The organism is Ectopseudomonas oleovorans, assembly GCF_029845265.1.
Taxonomy (GTDB): Bacteria; Pseudomonadota; Gammaproteobacteria; order Pseudomonadales; family Pseudomonadaceae; genus Aquipseudomonas; species Aquipseudomonas oleovorans.
This window is the reverse complement of the sequence record NZ_JAOCLK010000024.1, coordinates 13163-28327: the sequence shown is the minus strand read 5'-3', so window position 1 is coordinate 28327 and position 15165 is coordinate 13163. Positions and strand designations below refer to the sequence as shown.

At 64.6% G+C, this 15165-nt stretch carries 12 protein-coding genes and 2 pseudogenes; 7 read left to right on the top strand and 7 right to left on the bottom strand.

Features of this window, described 5'->3' with window-relative positions; all coding sequences use genetic code 11:
* The first annotated feature begins 112 nt into the window (after nt 1-112).
* The 3 genes from N5J71_RS13545 to N5J71_RS13535 all read left to right on the top strand — a co-directional run bounded on the left by N5J71_RS13545 (nt 113) and on the right by N5J71_RS13535 (nt 3195).
* Nucleotides 113-2140 carry a TRAP transporter permease gene (locus tag N5J71_RS13545; RefSeq protein WP_279917023.1) on the top strand — a complete coding sequence of 676 codons (2028 nt, stop codon included), beginning with the start codon at nt 113-115 and terminating at the stop codon, nt 2138-2140.
* Complete coding sequence (locus tag N5J71_RS13540; protein WP_125874624.1) at nt 2137-2544, top strand: DUF1850 domain-containing protein; 408 nt, start codon at nt 2137-2139, stop codon at nt 2542-2544. Before N5J71_RS13545 ends, N5J71_RS13540 begins: the two co-directional genes overlap by 4 nt.
* 138 nt (nt 2545-2682) lie before the next feature.
* Nucleotides 2683-3195 (top strand): DUF3617 domain-containing protein, encoded by a 513-nt coding sequence (locus N5J71_RS13535; protein WP_116620444.1) that lies wholly within the window; start codon nt 2683-2685, stop codon nt 3193-3195.
* 3 nt (nt 3196-3198) lie between these two features.
* On the opposite strand, the gene N5J71_RS13530 is transcribed toward N5J71_RS13535, so the two are convergent.
* Nucleotides 3199-3924, bottom strand: coding sequence for a substrate-binding periplasmic protein (locus N5J71_RS13530; protein WP_279917022.1), 726 nt, complete (start codon nt 3922-3924; stop codon nt 3199-3201).
* Between the two features lie 58 nt (nt 3925-3982).
* A complete protein-coding gene (cls, locus tag N5J71_RS13525; protein WP_074855736.1) occupies nt 3983-5428 on the bottom strand; it encodes a cardiolipin synthase in 1446 nt (481 codons plus the stop codon).
* A gap of 282 nt (nt 5429-5710) precedes the next feature.
* Between cls and N5J71_RS13520 the strand changes: the two genes are divergently transcribed.
* The gene (locus N5J71_RS13520) at nt 5711-7384 is read left to right on the top strand and encodes a BCCT family transporter (protein WP_279917021.1); all 1674 of its coding nucleotides are present in this window, start codon (nt 5711-5713) and stop codon (nt 7382-7384) included.
* 355 nt (nt 7385-7739) lie between these two features.
* Here N5J71_RS13520 and N5J71_RS13515 read toward each other — a convergent pair whose 3' ends face one another.
* Complete coding sequence (locus N5J71_RS13515; protein ID WP_279917020.1) at nt 7740-9128, bottom strand: L-serine ammonia-lyase; 1389 nt, start codon at nt 9126-9128, stop codon at nt 7740-7742.
* A gap of 183 nt (nt 9129-9311) precedes the next feature.
* On the opposite strand from N5J71_RS13515, the gene N5J71_RS13510 reads away from it, so the two are divergent.
* Nucleotides 9312-10214: a LysR family transcriptional regulator gene (locus tag N5J71_RS13510; RefSeq protein WP_279917019.1), complete on the top strand. Its 903-nt coding sequence runs from the start codon at nt 9312-9314 to the stop codon at nt 10212-10214.
* 328 nt (nt 10215-10542) lie between these two features.
* Here the strand turns inward: N5J71_RS13510 and N5J71_RS13505 are convergent, their stop codons facing one another.
* From N5J71_RS13505 to folE2, 4 genes are all read right to left on the bottom strand, one after another.
* Nucleotides 10543-10704 (bottom strand): DUF2986 domain-containing protein, encoded by a 162-nt coding sequence (locus N5J71_RS13505; protein WP_147811488.1) that lies wholly within the window; start codon nt 10702-10704, stop codon nt 10543-10545.
* Nucleotides 10705-10765: 61 nt separating this feature from the next.
* The gene (locus tag N5J71_RS13500; protein WP_279917017.1) at nt 10766-11473 is read right to left on the bottom strand and encodes a 3'-5' exonuclease; all 708 of its coding nucleotides are present in this window, start codon (nt 11471-11473) and stop codon (nt 10766-10768) included.
* A complete protein-coding gene (locus N5J71_RS13495) occupies nt 11470-13389 on the bottom strand; it encodes a DUF294 nucleotidyltransferase-like domain-containing protein (RefSeq protein WP_279917016.1) in 1920 nt (639 codons plus the stop codon). The genes N5J71_RS13500 and N5J71_RS13495 overlap by 4 nt, the downstream gene beginning before the upstream one ends.
* Before the next feature lie 106 nt (nt 13390-13495).
* A complete protein-coding gene (folE2, locus tag N5J71_RS13490) occupies nt 13496-14380 on the bottom strand; it encodes a GTP cyclohydrolase FolE2 (RefSeq protein ID WP_279534066.1) in 885 nt (294 codons plus the stop codon).
* Nucleotides 14381-14451: 71 nt separating this feature from the next.
* On the opposite strand from folE2, the pseudogene N5J71_RS13485 reads away from it, so the two are divergent.
* Nucleotides 14452-14790, top strand: a pseudogene (locus N5J71_RS13485) (TraR/DksA C4-type zinc finger protein); the annotation flags it as partial.
* Nucleotides 14791-15040: 250 nt separating this feature from the next.
* Nucleotides 15041-15154 (top strand): annotated as a pseudogene (locus N5J71_RS13475) (TraR/DksA C4-type zinc finger protein); the annotation flags it as partial.
* Between the last annotated feature and the right edge of the window lie 11 nt (nt 15155-15165).

Below are 15165 nucleotides of genomic sequence, written 5' to 3'. Positions count from 1 at the left end.
CCCGCCGCGGTCCGGTCTTCACAGAATCGCGAATAAAACCGGCGCCCGTGGGCGGTAGATTTTGTTGGCGACTCTGTCACCGCAATCGAAGTAGTCATGAGGTTTGCACTCCATGAGTGAACAAAACAACGGCCTGGCCGCCAGCCCGTCCGACTGGCCGAAGGCACTCTTTGCCGTCGCGCTGCTGTTCTCCATCTTCCAGATCGTTACTGCCGCTTTCCATCCGGTATCCACTCAGGTGTTGCGTGCGGTACACGTCGGCTTTCTGCTGTTGCTGGTGTTCATCAGCTTCCCGGCCCTCGGCAAGGGGCGTCCGTGGCAACCGCTGGCCTGGCTGCTGGGCCTGGCTGGCATGGCCACGGCCATCTACCAGTGGTACTTCGAAGCGGACCTGATTCAGCGTTCCGGTGACCTGACCACCAGCGACATGATCGTCGGCCTGACCCTGATCGTGCTGGTGTTCGAAGCTGCGCGCCGCGTCATGGGTATCGCCCTGCCGATCATCTGCGCGCTGTTCCTTGCCTACGGCATGCTCGGCCAGTACCTGCCGGGCGACCTGATGCACCGCGGCTACGGGCTCGACCAGATCGTCAACCAGCTGTCGTTCGGCACCGAAGGTCTGTATGGCACGCCGACCTATGTGTCGGCCACCTACATCTTCCTGTTCATTCTGTTTGGCGCCTTCCTCGAGCAGGCCGGGATGATCAAGCTGTTCACCGACTTCGCCATGGGCCTGTTCGGCCACAAGGTCGGCGGCCCGGCCAAGGTATCGGTCGTGTCCTCGGCACTGATGGGCACCATCACCGGTTCCGGCGTGGCCAACGTGGTCACCACCGGCCAGTTCACCATCCCGCTGATGAAGCGCTTCGGTTACCGCCCGGCCTTCGCTGGTGGCGTCGAGGCGACCTCGTCGATGGGTAGCCAGATCATGCCGCCGATCATGGGCGCCGTGGCCTTCATCATGGCCGAGACCATCAACGTACCCTTCTTCGAAGTGGCCAAAGCCGCGCTGATCCCGGCGCTGCTGTACTTCGGTTCGGTGTTCTGGATGGTTCACCTGGAGGCCAAGCGCGCCAACCTGCGCGGTCTGCCCAAGGACGAATGCCCGAACCCGTGGAAGGCCGTACGTGAACGCTGGTTCCTGCTGATCCCGCTGTTTATCCTCATCTACCTGCTGTTCTCCGGCCGTACTCCGCTGTTCTCCGGTACCGTCGGCCTGGCGCTGACCGCCATGGTCATCCTCGGTTCGGCGATCATCCTGCGGGTCTCGTCGAAGGCCATGCGCTTCGCCTTCTGGATCGCACTTGGCGTGCTCTGCGCCGGCTTCTTCCAGCTGGGTATTGGCGTGGTGTTCGGCGTCATCGCGGCGCTGGTGGCAGTCTGCTGGTTCGTCAAAGGCGGCCGTGAAACCCTGACCCTGTGCCTGCACGCGCTGGTCGAAGGTGCGCGTCATGCCGTACCGGTGGGTATCGCCTGCGCCCTGGTCGGCGTGATCATCGGTGTGGTGTCGCTGACCGGGGTGGCCTCCACCTTCGCCGGCTACATCCTCGCCATTGGCCAGGACAACCTGTTCCTGTCGCTGGTGCTGACCATGCTCACCTGCCTGGTGCTGGGCATGGGTATTCCGACCATCCCCAACTACATCATCACCAGCTCGATCGCTGCCCCGGCCCTGCTGGAACTGGGCGTGCCGCTGATCGTCTCGCACATGTTCGTCTTCTACTTTGGCATCATGGCCGACCTCACCCCACCGGTGGCGCTGGCCTGCTTCGCTGCCGCGCCGATTGCCAAGGAGCGCGGGCTGAAGATCAGTTTCTGGGCCGTGCGTATCGCCGTGGCCGGTTTCGTCGTGCCCTACATGGCGGTGTATTCGCCGGCGCTGATGCTGCAGGGTGACAGTCTGCTGGCAACCGTCTACGTCGGTCTCAAGGCGTTGCTGGCCATCGGCATCTGGGGTGCGGTGTTCACCGGCTTCCTGCAGGCCAAACTGAGCTGGTGGGAACGCATTCTCGGTTTCGCTGCTGGCGCCAGCCTGATCCTGGCCACGCCGATCAGTGACGAAATCGGCTTTGCCCTCAGCGCCATCTTCATCGCTCAGCACTTCTGGCGCGCTCGCCGCGCCGAGGTCGCGACAGCGTGATCGGCCTGTGTCTGGGCTTGGCCGGTGCGGTGTGGGCAGAGCTGCCCACGCCGGCCTTCACCCTGGCCTGGACGCACACCATCGAAAAGATTCGCTGGGAAGAGGATTACCGCGTCACCACCGAGGGGCTGCTGCTCGGTGAGGCGCGGGTCAAGGGTTCCGGTGCCGGCATGGAGATTCCCGACGGCGCCGAACTGCGCAATGGCAGCTGGCACTACCAGCGTCAGCTACCGCCTTTGCAACCCCTGCGAGTCGGGCGTACGCCTGAGGCCGGGGATTACCAACTGTGTTTCAACCAGCGTTGTCGCCCGATGAGCGACTGGCTCGGCCCGCCACAAGCGAGCCAGCCGGCGTTGGAACTCTGGAGCTGCGAGCTGAGCTCCCCCGCGGCTGACGCGGGTTAGGTCGATTATTCGACCCATGCTCCCGATGCCATAAGCGTTGGCTGAAAAGGAAGAGAACCCCCACATGGAGTGAGCCTGTGGGGGTTTTGTTCTTTATGCTGTCTAAGCTTTTTCAGACCATTGCACTGGAGCACCATCATGCGTCGTCACACTCGTTGCGCCTTGTTTCTCACCTTTGCTCTGGCCCCAGTACTGGCTAGCGCCGTAGAGCTGCAGCCCGGTGTCTGGGAGGTCAGCGCGCACAACATGCAAGTTGGCGGTCAGGCCATGCCGGGCATGGATCAGATCCTCGCGCAGCTGCAGAACCTGCCCCCGGCGCAGCGCCAGATGATGGAAGGCATGATGGCCGAGCGCGGTGTGAAACTCGGTGCCGGTGGGGTGCAAATCTGCCTGACCGAAGAGCAGATCAAGTCGCAGGACATTCCCCTGCAGGATCCCAACTCTGGTTGTAACCAGCAGATCACCGAACGCAGCGGCAACCTGTGGAAATTCCGCTTCACCTGCCCGGATGCGCAAGGCGAGGGGGAAACCCGCTTCGTCAGCGACAAGGAGTTCACCACCCAGGTCAAAGGCACCTACAAGGGCCAGCCGAGCAGCATGGAGAGCCAAGCCCGCTGGATGGGGGCGGATTGTGGGGCGCTGAAGCGCTGATGCTCAAAGCCCGTGGCGCCGGCGGATTTCTCCCACCAACTCGGCCCGTTCTTCGAGAAATCGGTTGAACGTCTCGATCAGCTCGGGGTGGTTGATACTCGACAGGTAGTAGTGATCCTCCACATGTGGCAGCTCCGGGTCGAACACCAGGCTGTCGGGCGCCATGCGCATCTGCCGGAGTTGGTGAGCCACGACCTTGGGGTTGAGGTAGACCGCGTCGACGCGGTCACTGGCGGCCATGCGCAGCAACGAGTCGATCTGGTTGGCCTGGATCAGGCGGATTTTTCCGGCGCGAATGTCCGGCAGGTAGGGCCAGGGCGTAAAACCATTCTGTGTGCCGAGCAATTCGATGCGTTGCTGGCCCTGACCGAGGTAACGCGGCTTGACCAGCATGCCGTCGACATAAGGCGCTGCCGGGGCGCTGTAGTGGATGACATGGCCGGCTTTCTGGTCGGCGTTCCATTGCGGGTGATCGGGGAACTTGAGGTCGACCCGGCCAGACAGGAAACCGCCGAGCAGGCGCCTGACCGGCAGCGGCATGTAGACGAAGCGATAGCCATGCTCGGCGGCGAAGGCGTCCAGCAGATCGCGTGCATAGCCACGGTATTCGCCGTTCTCCACATCCGAGTAAGGCTGATAGGGCTGCAGTTCGACACCGACGTGAATCTCCTCCTGTGCCAGAGCGGGCAGGACGAACAGGCAGAGCAGCAGGGCAAAGCACTTGGTCATGGTAGGCGGGTTCTCGCTGACAGCTAACAGCGGCTGGCACCCTAACCATAGCCGCGGCTCAGAGAATCGGCGAGATCAGCCGCGCTACGCGCATGCCCAGTTGCTGCAGGCGGTGCAGGTTGCGCCGGTCGGCGTTGACCAGCTCGCGTGAGCGGCTGAAATCCTCTTCCAGCATGTTTGCCACCTGAGCGTTGAAGCCCTCGTCGAAGGTCAGCAGGCTGGCCTCGAAATTCAGGCGGAAGGAACGGTTGTCCAGGTTGGCGCTGCCCAGCATGCTGACATCGTGGTCGATCAGCAGCGCCTTCTGGTGCAGGAACCCCGGTTGGTAACGGAAGATGCGCACGCCGGCGCGTAGCGCCTCGAAGGCGTAGAGGCTGGAGGCGGCATAGACAATGCGGTGATCGGGGCGTGACGGCAGCAGCAGGCGCACGTCCACGCCGCGCATCACCGCCAGACGCAGCGCGGCGAACAGCGCCTCGTCGGGCACGAAATAGGGGCTGCTCAGCCACACCCGCTCGCGCGCTGCGTGAATCGCTTCGACAAACAGCAGCGAGCAGGTTTCCTGCGGGTCGGCCGGGCCGCTGGCGATCACCTGGCAGAGCAGGCCGGGGTCATCCTGCTTGCTCGGCATCAGTAGCGGCGGCAGCTTCTGGCAGGCCCAGTACCAGTCTTCGGCGAAGGCTTCCTGCAGGCTGGCCACCACGGGGCCGCGCACTTCGACGTGGGTGTCGCGCCAGGGCGCCAGCGGCGGCTTCTGCCCGAGGTATTCGATACCGACGTTGAGCCCGCCGAGAAAGCCGATCTCGCCGTCGACCACGACGATCTTGCGGTGGTTGCGGAAATTCAGCTGAAAGCGATTGAACAGCCCGGAGCGTGTGGGGAAGGCGTGTATCTGCACGCCGCCGCGGCGCAGGCGATCGATGAAGGCGGCGGACAACGAATGGCTGCCGACGCCGTCATACAGCACATGCACCTGTACGCCCGCGGCGGCGCGCTCCAGCAGTACGTCTTGCAGGCGCCGGCCGAGGCGGTCATCGCGGATGATGAAGAACTGCAGCAGGATCACCTGCTGGGCGCTGGCCAGGGCTGCGAAGATGGCGGCGAAGGTGGCTTCGCCGTCGATCAGCAGTTCGACGCGGTTGCCGATCAGGCCGGGCAGATGGGACAGGCGTGGCAGCGCGCGCAGGCGGTCGTAGGCCGGCGACAGGTGCGCCGCCTTGGCTTCCTCGACCCAGGGGCGCCAGTCCTGTTCGGCCATGGCGTGGTGCATTTCCTTGTCGGCCTGGCGCCGCGCCTTGACGTAGGCATCGAAGCGGCTGCGGCCGAACACCAGGTACGGCAGCAGCGTCAGGTAGGGCATGAAGAACAGCGACAGGCCCCAGGCCAGCGCGCCCTGGGCGGTGCGCACGGTCAGCACGGCGTGGATCGCGGCCAGTACGCCAAGGGCGTGGATGGTGGCGATCAGGTACGCGAACAGGTGGGGAATGCCGAAATCCGCAGGCATGCAGGGTCTTCCTTTGCACAGGCTGTGTGCAGCTGACCATGGGGGTTATGCAGCGTTCGCGAGCATCCTGCCATGGCTATCTGGCAAATGGCAGTGTCGGGCAAATTGCCACCTTTCGAGGAATTATTCAGGGCTCTCATGTGTCTGTGAGTCTGAGTGAGCGGAATTCATGTGTTACCCTTTCCGGTTCGACCCGTTTGCAGGTCGTCTTTAATTGGAGGAGGGCATCCGTCCTGTTCACGCTCGTCTAGCGAGTCAAACGCATCAAGGAGCACGCCACGTATGGGAAACGTCCCTTCGCATGACACGTCCCCGCCATCCGCAGCGGAAACCCACGAAGGCATCCCGGCACCGACCGGTGAAGCCAACCTGATCGACACCGATTACGTCATCGGTCAGGACAACATCAAAGGGCAGTTCGTCTTCGCCCTCGACATTCACGGCAAGGTCTTCACCATCTCCGCGCTGGTCGCGGTGATCTTCGTGATCCTCGCCCTGGCCCTGCAGAATCAGATCGAACCGCTGTTCAGTGGTGTGCGCGACTGGCTCACCCACCATATGGCCTGGTTCTTCATCGGCGCCGCCAACATCTTCGTCCTGCTCTGCCTGGGGCTGATCGTCTCGCCACTGGGCAAGGTGCGCCTCGGTGGCAAGGACGCGACCCCCGACTACACCTACATGGGTTGGTTCTCCATGCTGTTCGCCGCCGGTATGGGCATCGGTCTGATGTTCTACGGTGTGTCCGAACCCATGTCGCACTACAGCGCGGCGATGGGCGGGATCACCGTCGGTGAAGATGGCGTGCGCACCGACTGGGCTCCGCTTGGCGGCGCCGCCGGTAATGCCGAGGAGGCCGTGCGCCTGGGCATGGCCGCGACCATCTTCCATTGGGGCCTGCACCCCTGGGCGATCTACGCCATCGTCGCGCTGGCGCTGGCGCTGGCGCTGTTCTCGTTCAACAAGGGCCTGCCACTGTCGATCCGCTCGATCTTCTACCCGATCCTCGGTGAGCGCGTCTGGGGCTGGCCGGGGCATATCGTCGACATTCTCGCGGTATTCGCCACCCTGTTCGGTCTGGTCACTTCGTTGGGGTTGGGCGCGGAGCAGGCGGCGGCGGGTGTGGAATACCTGTTCGGCATCCCGGCCACGGACACCACCAAGGTGCTGCTGATCATCGCCATCACCCTGATTGCCCTGGCCTCGGTGGTCGCCGGCCTCGACAAGGGCGTCAAGCGCCTGTCGGAGATCAACATGGGCCTGGCCATGGCCCTGCTGCTGTTCACCATCATCGCCGGGCCGACCCTGGTGATCTTCACCGACTTCTTCAAGAACCTCGGCGCTTACCTGCAGTACCTGCCGGCGCTGTCCAATCCAGTCGGCCGTGAAGATGCCAACTTCAGCCAGGGCTGGACCGCCTTCTACTGGGCCTGGTGGATCAGCTGGTCGCCGTTCGTCGGCATGTTCATCGCACGGGTCAGCCGTGGTCGCAGTGTGCGTGAGTTCCTCGTCGCCGTGCTGCTGGTGCCGTCGCTGGTGTCGGTGCTGTGGATGACTGCCTTCGGTGGCACCGCTATCAACCAGCTGCTGGTCGATGGTTTCACCGGTGCGCAGGAAGCCGGCCTGGAGCTGAAGCTGTTCAGCATGCTCGGTGAAATGCCGCTGACCGGTATCACCTCGTTCATCGGCATCGTGCTGGTGGTGGTGTTCTTCATCACCTCGTCGGACTCGGGCTCCCTGGTGATCGACACCATCACCGCTGGCGGCAAGGTCAACGCGCCGGTACCGCAGCGCGTGTTCTGGGCCAGCATCGAAGGCGTGATCGCCATCGCCCTGCTGCTCGGTGGCGGCCTGGTGGCGCTGCAGGCCATGGCCGTGTCGACGGGCCTGCCGTTCACCATCGTGCTGCTGGTGGGTTGTATCTCGATCGTCAAAGGCCTGATGAGCGAGCCGCGTTAGGCGGGCTACCCCCGCATCCGGCGCTTGGCGCCACCTTCTCCCAAGGGAGAAGGGCATCGAGGAGAGCGTCGCTGTGTCCCTCTCCCATTTATGGGAGAGGGACAGGGTTGCCGATTAGATAAGGCCGCCAAAGTGGCCTTTCGTAGGAGCCCCGCCCCGGGGCGAAGCTTTTCAATTGCGCATCGCCCTGGTTCGCGGCGGGGCGCCGCTCCTACGCATTCGCAGTGCCGACGCTCAACTGACTGGCATCAGGGTGAGAGGGGGCTTTCAACGCCCGATCATCGCCCCCTGCCACACACAAAAACGCCGCGAACCTGTCAGGGTTCGCGGCGTTTTTGTATCTGGCGGTCGTGCATCAGCACTCGATGATGTTCACCGCCAGGCCGCCACGGGCGGTTTCCTTGTACTTGGTCAGCATGTCGGCGCCGGTTTCGCGCATGGTCTTGATCACCTTGTCCAGGCTGACGTAGTGCGAGCCGTCGCCGTACAGCGCCATGCGTGCGGCGTTGATGGCTTTGACCGAAGCGATGGCGTTGCGCTCGATGCAGGGGATCTGCACCAGGCCGCCGACCGGGTCGCAGGTCAGGCCCAGGTGGTGCTCCATGCCGATTTCGGCGGCGTTCTCGACCTGCTCGGGCGTGCCGCCGAGCACCGCGCACAGTGCGCCGGCGGCCATCGAGCAGGCCACGCCGACTTCACCCTGGCAGCCGACTTCGGCGCCGCTGATCGAGGCGTTTTCCTTGTAGAGGATGCCGATGGCGCCGGCAGTCAGCAGAAAATCGATGATGCCGCGCTCGCTGGCGCCGGAAATGGCGTTGGCGTAGTAGTGCAGCACCGCCGGGATGATGCCGGCGGCGCCGTTGGTCGGCGCGGTGACCACGCGGCCACCGGCGGCGTTCTCCTCGTTCACCGCCAGGGCCCAGAGGTTGACCCAGTCGAGCATGCGCAGCGGGTCTTCCAGGTAGCTGCGCTGGAAGCCGCCCAGCTTGCGCGCCAGGATCGCCGCGCGGCGACGTACCTTGAAGCCGCCCGGCAGAATGCCCTCGGTGCGGCAGCCACGGTCGACGCAGGCCTGCATCACCTTCCAGATTTCCAGCAGGCCGGCGTCGGTTTCTTCGTCGCTGCGCCAGTGACGTTCATTGCGGCGCATCACCTCGGCAATGCCGATGCCGTTCTCGCGCGCCAGGCGCAGCAGGTCTGCGCCACTGCTGAACGGCAGCGGCAGACTGGTGGCGTCCGGGGCGATGACCTTGTGCTTGGAACCGTCGGCGAGGATCGCCTCGCTGACCACGAAGCCGCCGCCCACCGAGTAGTAGGTGGCCTCGTGCACCTGAATGCCGGCGGTGTCGAAGGCGGCGAAGCGCAGGCCATTGGCGTGCAGCGGCAGCGCCTTGCGGAACATCTTCAGGTCGGCCTTCTCGTCGAATGCGACGGCGTGCTTGCCGGCCAGGACGATGCGCTTGTCGCGGCGGATGGCCTCGATGTAGCCGGGCACCTGATCCACGTCGACGGTGTCCGGCTCGTAGCCGCTGAGGCCGAGCAGCACCGCCTTGTCACTGCCGTGGCCCTTGCCAGTGGCGCCCAGCGAGCCATACAGCTCGGCGGCGACACGGGTCACCTGCGGCATGTGGCCGTGGTTTTCCAGGGCGTGGGTGAACAGCGCGGCCGCGCGCATCGGGCCGACGGTGTGGGAGCTGGAAGGGCCGATACCGACTTTGAATAGGTCGAAAACGCTGATAGCCATGGCGAGATTCTTCTTCTGTGGGCATCGCTGAAAACCGGGTTTTCAGCGATGCCTGTATGTGGGTGAACCACGCGCCCGGTTCAGCGCGTGTGGATATCTCTATCTAAGGCCGGCCATATCATTATGTATACTGATTTATTTTTAACCTATTCGTTAGCGACCCTTAACTATTGAGATCGCGCCATGGACATCACCCGCCTGCGCACCCTGCGTGAACTGGCCCGCTGCCGCACCATGGCGGCCGCCGCCGAGTCGCTGCACCTGACGCCTTCGGCGGTTTCGCAGCAGGTGTCCCAGCTCGAGCGTGAGGCGGACATGGCGCTGATCGAACGGCGCGGGCGCGGCGTGGTGCTGACCCCGGCCGGCGAGCGCCTGGTGGCGCATGCCGAACGCATCCTCATGGTGCTCGACGAAGCGCGCTCGGAGCTGGCGCTGCTGCGCGGGGAAATCGCCGGTGAATTGCGCGTGGCAGCCTTCCCCTCGATCGCCGTGGCGGTGATAGCGGAAACCGTGCGCGCGCTGCGCAGCGCTTACCCGCGGCTGAACGTGGTGGTGCTGGAGCTGGAGCCGCAGGAAAGCCTCAGCGCTCTCGGCGCCTGGCAGATCGATGTGGCGGTGATCGACGACCTGGCCGTGCAGCCCGACGAGAACCGCGAGAACTACGCGCTGATTCCCCTGACCCAGGACCTGCTGCACGTGCTGCTGCCGATTGATCACGCGCTGGCCAGGCGCGACAGCCTGACTATCGCCGAGCTGCGCGACGAAGCCTGGGCGCTGGACTCCACCGGCAGCTCGTTCGGCGAATTCATCACCAACCTGTGCCGCCGCTCGGGCTACGCGCCGCGCATCAACGCCCACTGCGCCGGCTTCGAGATGGTCGCGGCCATGGTCGCCTCGGGCAACTCCATCTCCATCGTCTCCGGCCTGCGCCTGGTGCGACCGCTACCCGGCGTCACCGCTGTGCCGCTGTTGCCGGCTATCCAGCGCGGCGTCTTTCTCGCCTACCGCAAGGGCGAGCGCGATCACCCGGCAGTGAACGTGTTTCTCGACGAGGCGGTATACACCGCCGACAAAGTCCTCGGCTAGCGCCATCTCGCCGTGTGCCGATGGTGCCCACGCTCTGCGTGGGCACCTGCGTTCGAGACGCTCTGCGTCGGCGGACGCTGCCAGAATCGCAACGGACGCAGAGCGTCCTGGGCTGCGTTGCCACGCGGAGCGTGGGAACGATCAACGGCTGGGCAGCAGTCCGCTTTAGCCGCAATGTTTTGGCTCTTTATGCCGATGGTACCCACGCTCTGCGTGGGCACCTCCTTTCGAGACGCTCTGCGTCGGCGGACTCTGCCTGAACCGCGACGGGACGCAGAGCGTCCTGGGCTGCGTTGCCACGCGGAGCGTGGGAACGATCAACCGACTTCTACTCAGCGGGCGCGAGAGGCTCTTGAGCCGCTTGAGCCTCCAGCTTCGCCCTGTCAGCCTTACTGACGTACTTGGGTTTGTTGCTTTTGGGCGCGAGCTTGGCATTGGCCTTCTTGGCGTGGGCTTCGAGCAGTTGTTTGATCTTTTTGCGGCGGTTCATGGGCGTGTGCTTGTGTCGTTCTGATTCGAGAGTACCCACGCGTTGTGCGGGTAGTCGGGGTTCAGCTCCAGAGCGCGCTGATCAGTGTACGCCCCGAATAATGCCTCGCCACTTGAGCCTGCAGCAGTTCGCCACAGGCCAGCGCGTCGGTCAGTGCATGGTGTGCCGAGTACAGCGGCAGGCCGTAGCGCAGGCGGCTGTCGGCCAGGCGGATGGAAATGGGCTCGCGGCCGCGCAAGCGGTTCCACCAGCTTACGGTGCGCTTGGGGTGCAGGCGGGCTTCCAGCTCCATGGTGTCGATGATGGGGAAAATCAGCCCTTCACCCAGGTGCTGGCGCACGGCCTGGTCGAGGAAGCTGCGTTCGATATTGCGGTAGTGCACGACCACCACCTTGCCGGCCAGGGCTTCCAGCAGCTCTTCGAGCACGCTGGCCAGGCGTGGGGCGTGGCGGATGTCGCTGTGGGTGATGTGGTGGAAGGTGACTGATTCGGCACTCAACTCGCTGGTGGGTTTGACCACCCAATAACGGGCTTCTGCGCAGCGGATACGCTGCAGGCTCAGTGGCACCAGGCCCAGGCTGACGATGGCGTGCTTACGCGGGTCGAGGCCGGTGGTTTCCACGTCCAGCGCCACCAGCGGGACATCCTCCAGTGGCGTATCAGCCGCGACGCAGCCGGCGCCGTAGAAGGCGCGTAGGCGCGGGTCGCGGCTGCTGTCGGCGAGGCTGGCGAACAGTTGCGGCCAGTCCTGGGCCGCGCGCTCGCTCATCGCGGACGGCCCGCCGGTTGTGCCGGGTAGCGAAAACGCAGGAATTTCTGCGCGTTGCTGATCACCTGGAAGGCTTCCTTGAGGTGCTGGCGTTCGCTGGCGCTGAACTGCTCCGGCTCGATGTAGTTGCTCGGCGCGTTGCCGGCCTCGACTTCGCGCGCCTGGTGGCGTACACGCACCAGGCTGAGGAACTCGAAGGCGTAGCGCAGGTGCTCCAGCGCTTCCTTGGGCAGCAGCTTGGTGGCGGCGATGGCGTCGAGGCGATCCAGCGAGTTCTGTGCCTTGGAACCACAGGCCAGGGCGTGCACGCGGATCAGGTCGGTAAGCGGCGCGGTGCCACGGCCCTTGAGGTTGATGATGTTGCGGTGGCGGCCGTCGGTTTCCATCACGAAGGTGCGGAAGAAGCCCAGTGGCGGCGTGCGGTTGAGCGCGTTACGTGCCAGCGCGGCGAGGAAGGCAGGGCTGGCGCTGGCTTTTGCGGCGAGCAGGTCCTTGAGGTTCTCCACCAGCTCGGTTTCGCCATAGAGGCCGTCGAGGTCGAAGAAGATGCTGGCGTTGAGCAGGGTTTCCGGGTTGGGCCGCTCGATCCATTCGCTGAAGTACTGCCGCCACACCTTCAGCGGCTGCCGCCATTTGGGGTTGGTGGCCATGATGCCGCCCTTGCAGTAGCTGTAGCCGCAGGCGGCCAGGCCGTCGCTGACGAACTGCGCCAGTTCGGCGAAGTAGGCGTCGTGTTCGTCCGCATCGAAGCTATCGTCGAGCACCAGGGCGTTGTCCTGGTCGGTGAGCAGCAGTTGCTCGTCGCGGGCCATGGAGCCGGCGACCATGAAGCAGTAGGGCACTGGCGGCGGGCCGAGTTTCTGTTCGGCCAGCTCCAGCAGGCGCTGGCTGAAGGCGCGGCCGATGCCGCTCATGGCGCTGCCGACCATGTGTGCGCTGGCATCGTCGGCGACCATGCGTACGAAGGTGGCGTGCAGGTCCGGCAGCAGGCTCTTGAGCCCCTCCACCGAGGTCTTGTTGAAGATGCCGTTGACCAGATACAGGCTGCTGCGTGACTCGTAGCGGATGATGTCGGCCAGCGCCACCACGCCCACCGGGCGGCGGCGATGCAGCACCGGCAGGTGGTGGATGTTGTTGCGCAGCATGCACAGCATGGCCTCGAACACCGAGTCGTCGGCCTGCAGGGTGATCGGGTTGGGCGTCATGATCTGGCTGACCGGTGTGTCGCTGGGCAGGCCGGCGGCGACCACGCGGGTGCGCAGGTCGCGGTCGGTGAGGATGCCGGCCATTACCTGGTTCTGCTGCTCGGCGACGTCCACCTGGTGCGGGTCGGGCCAGCGCGTGCCGGGGTCGACGACGATCACCGAGGACACGCTGTGTTCGGTCATCACCTGCGCCACCTGCTGGATCGGCGTATCCAGCGGCACGCTGATCGCACTGCGCGAGATCAGCTTGCGCACCTTGATCTTCATCAGCTCGCTGGCCTTGCCGTGGCTGTCTTCCAGGGCGGACTTGAGGCGCGACTGACCTTCGGCCTCGACGAAGTCGGCGAAGCTGTCGAACTGCTCGCAGAGCTGATGGAACAGCGCGCCGGGGATGAAGTAGATCAGGCTGTCTTCGATCGCGGTGGCACCCAGGCGTACCTTGTTGCCGCGCAGCAGGCCGGCCTGACCGAAGATGTCACCCTCGCTGAGGCGGTTGTGCAGTTCGCCGCCACGCCGGTGGATTTCCACCGCGCCGCTGCGCACGTAATGCAGCTCGTGGATCGGCGCACCGACGGCGAGGATTTCGCTACCGGCCTTGAAGTAGCCCACCTGCACCTGGCGGGCGATCTCGTCGAGAGTTTGTTCCGGCAGGTTGTCGAAGGGGGCGTAGCGATTCAGGTGGTCGCGGATCTCGATCAGTTCGATCTGCATGCGGGCCTTTAGACGATGGTCGATGGCTCTCCACCATAGCGGTTACCACGGTATCAGCGCAAAACCGGATGGCCAGCAAGTCTGTACAGGAGCCGTCTGCCATGCCTCAGCTCCAGCGGCTCTGAGCCACCGCATCGTGGGCGTGCAGGCTTTCTGCGTGTACGACCTTGAGGCGGAACGCGCTGGCTTGCGGCAATTGGCGCAGGGTGCGGTGCAGACGGCGTGCGGCATCTTCGCAGAACATCAGGTTCTGCCCGTTGGCCAGGGCGAAGGCCTGTTCGTCGGCGCGCTTCACCGCGGTCTGTACCGGCGTGCCGAGGGCCTGCTCGGCACTGTCGATCAACGCCAGTACGGGCAGTTCGACGCAGCCCGGTGCCAGGCGCAGTTGTAGGGTCGCCGTACTGCGCTGACTGTGCGGGGTGGCGACGATGCCCTGGGTCGAGCCGAGCCAGTCGAGCACGCTGGAGTAATCCACCTGCTGGTCGGGAAAGTCCCAGGCGAAGCGTTGCTGGATCAGCTGCCGTGCCAGCGCCGCCGAGCAGGGGCAGGTGGACGAGTAGGCGACCTCGACCTGCAATTCGATGGTCACGCCGCGACCGTCCTGCCTGGCGTGCAGTTCGAAGGGGTAGCCTTTCCAGCCAGTGAGTGGACTGACCAGCGCCGAACGTTTGAGTGGTAGCTCGCCGCGTAGGGTCAGGGTGGCGCTGTCGGAGAGCGCCTGATGGCTGCTCAGGCAGTCGTCCAGCACCTGCAGCACCGCCGGCACGTTCAATGGCTGATGCACCAGGCGCTGCGCCGCCAGGTACAGGCGCGACATATGGATGCCGCGCGCGCCGGCATCGTCGAGGCTCACGCCGATATCGACGCTGGCGGTCACGGCGGCGTCCGCCAGGCGAATGGGCAGGGCGATGCCGGCCATACCGACCCAGTCCAGCGGTAGGTCGTGGTGGGTGGCTTGGGCGGCAATATCCGGCAGGGGCTGTTCGTTCATCGCAAATCCATGGGTTGTTTTCAGAATTAAATGTTATGTTATAACAATTAAAGCAAGCCAGCCGATTTGCCATGACCCAGACCGCGACCACCGAAGCCGAACTGCTGGCCCAGCCAGCCGACGACTACATGAACGACGCCCAGCAGCAGTTCTTCCGCGAGCTGCTGCTGACCCAGCGTGCCGAGTTGCAGGTGCGCATCGATGAGGAATTCACCGAGCTGCGCCAACCCGATACCAGCAGCGACGTCGCCGACATCGGTGCCGCCGAGGAGCAGCGCCAATGGCAGCTGCGCCTGCTGGAGCGGGAAAAGAAGCTGCTGGACAAGATCGACCAGGCGCTCGAACGCCTGGCGCGTGGCGAATATGGCTGGTGCCCAGGGTCTGCCCCCCGTTTCGGCGCGAGCCGCGTTGCTGCGCCAAATGGCGCCATGGCCGGGCGGCGTTCCGCAGGCGCGGGACGCAGGGAATGGTGGTCCCTTGCCAAGTCCCGCAACGCCGCATGGCGCCATTTGCCGCGCAACCCGAAGGGCCGGGCCAGTTTTTGCGCGGTGCGTTGTTGCTCGACGGCTCATTTGGAGCACCAAACTTCGCGTCTCGCGCCTAGCCCCGCGCAAAAACTGGCGCCGGCGCGGCCACGACGAAACGGGGGGCAGACCCTCAATCGGCGAACCCATTGGCCTCAAGCGCCTGCTGCTGCGCCCTACCGCGACCCTGTGCATCGAAGCCAAGGAGCGTCAGGAACAGCGCGAAAAACATCAGCGTGACCGTGACTGAACGAGGAACAC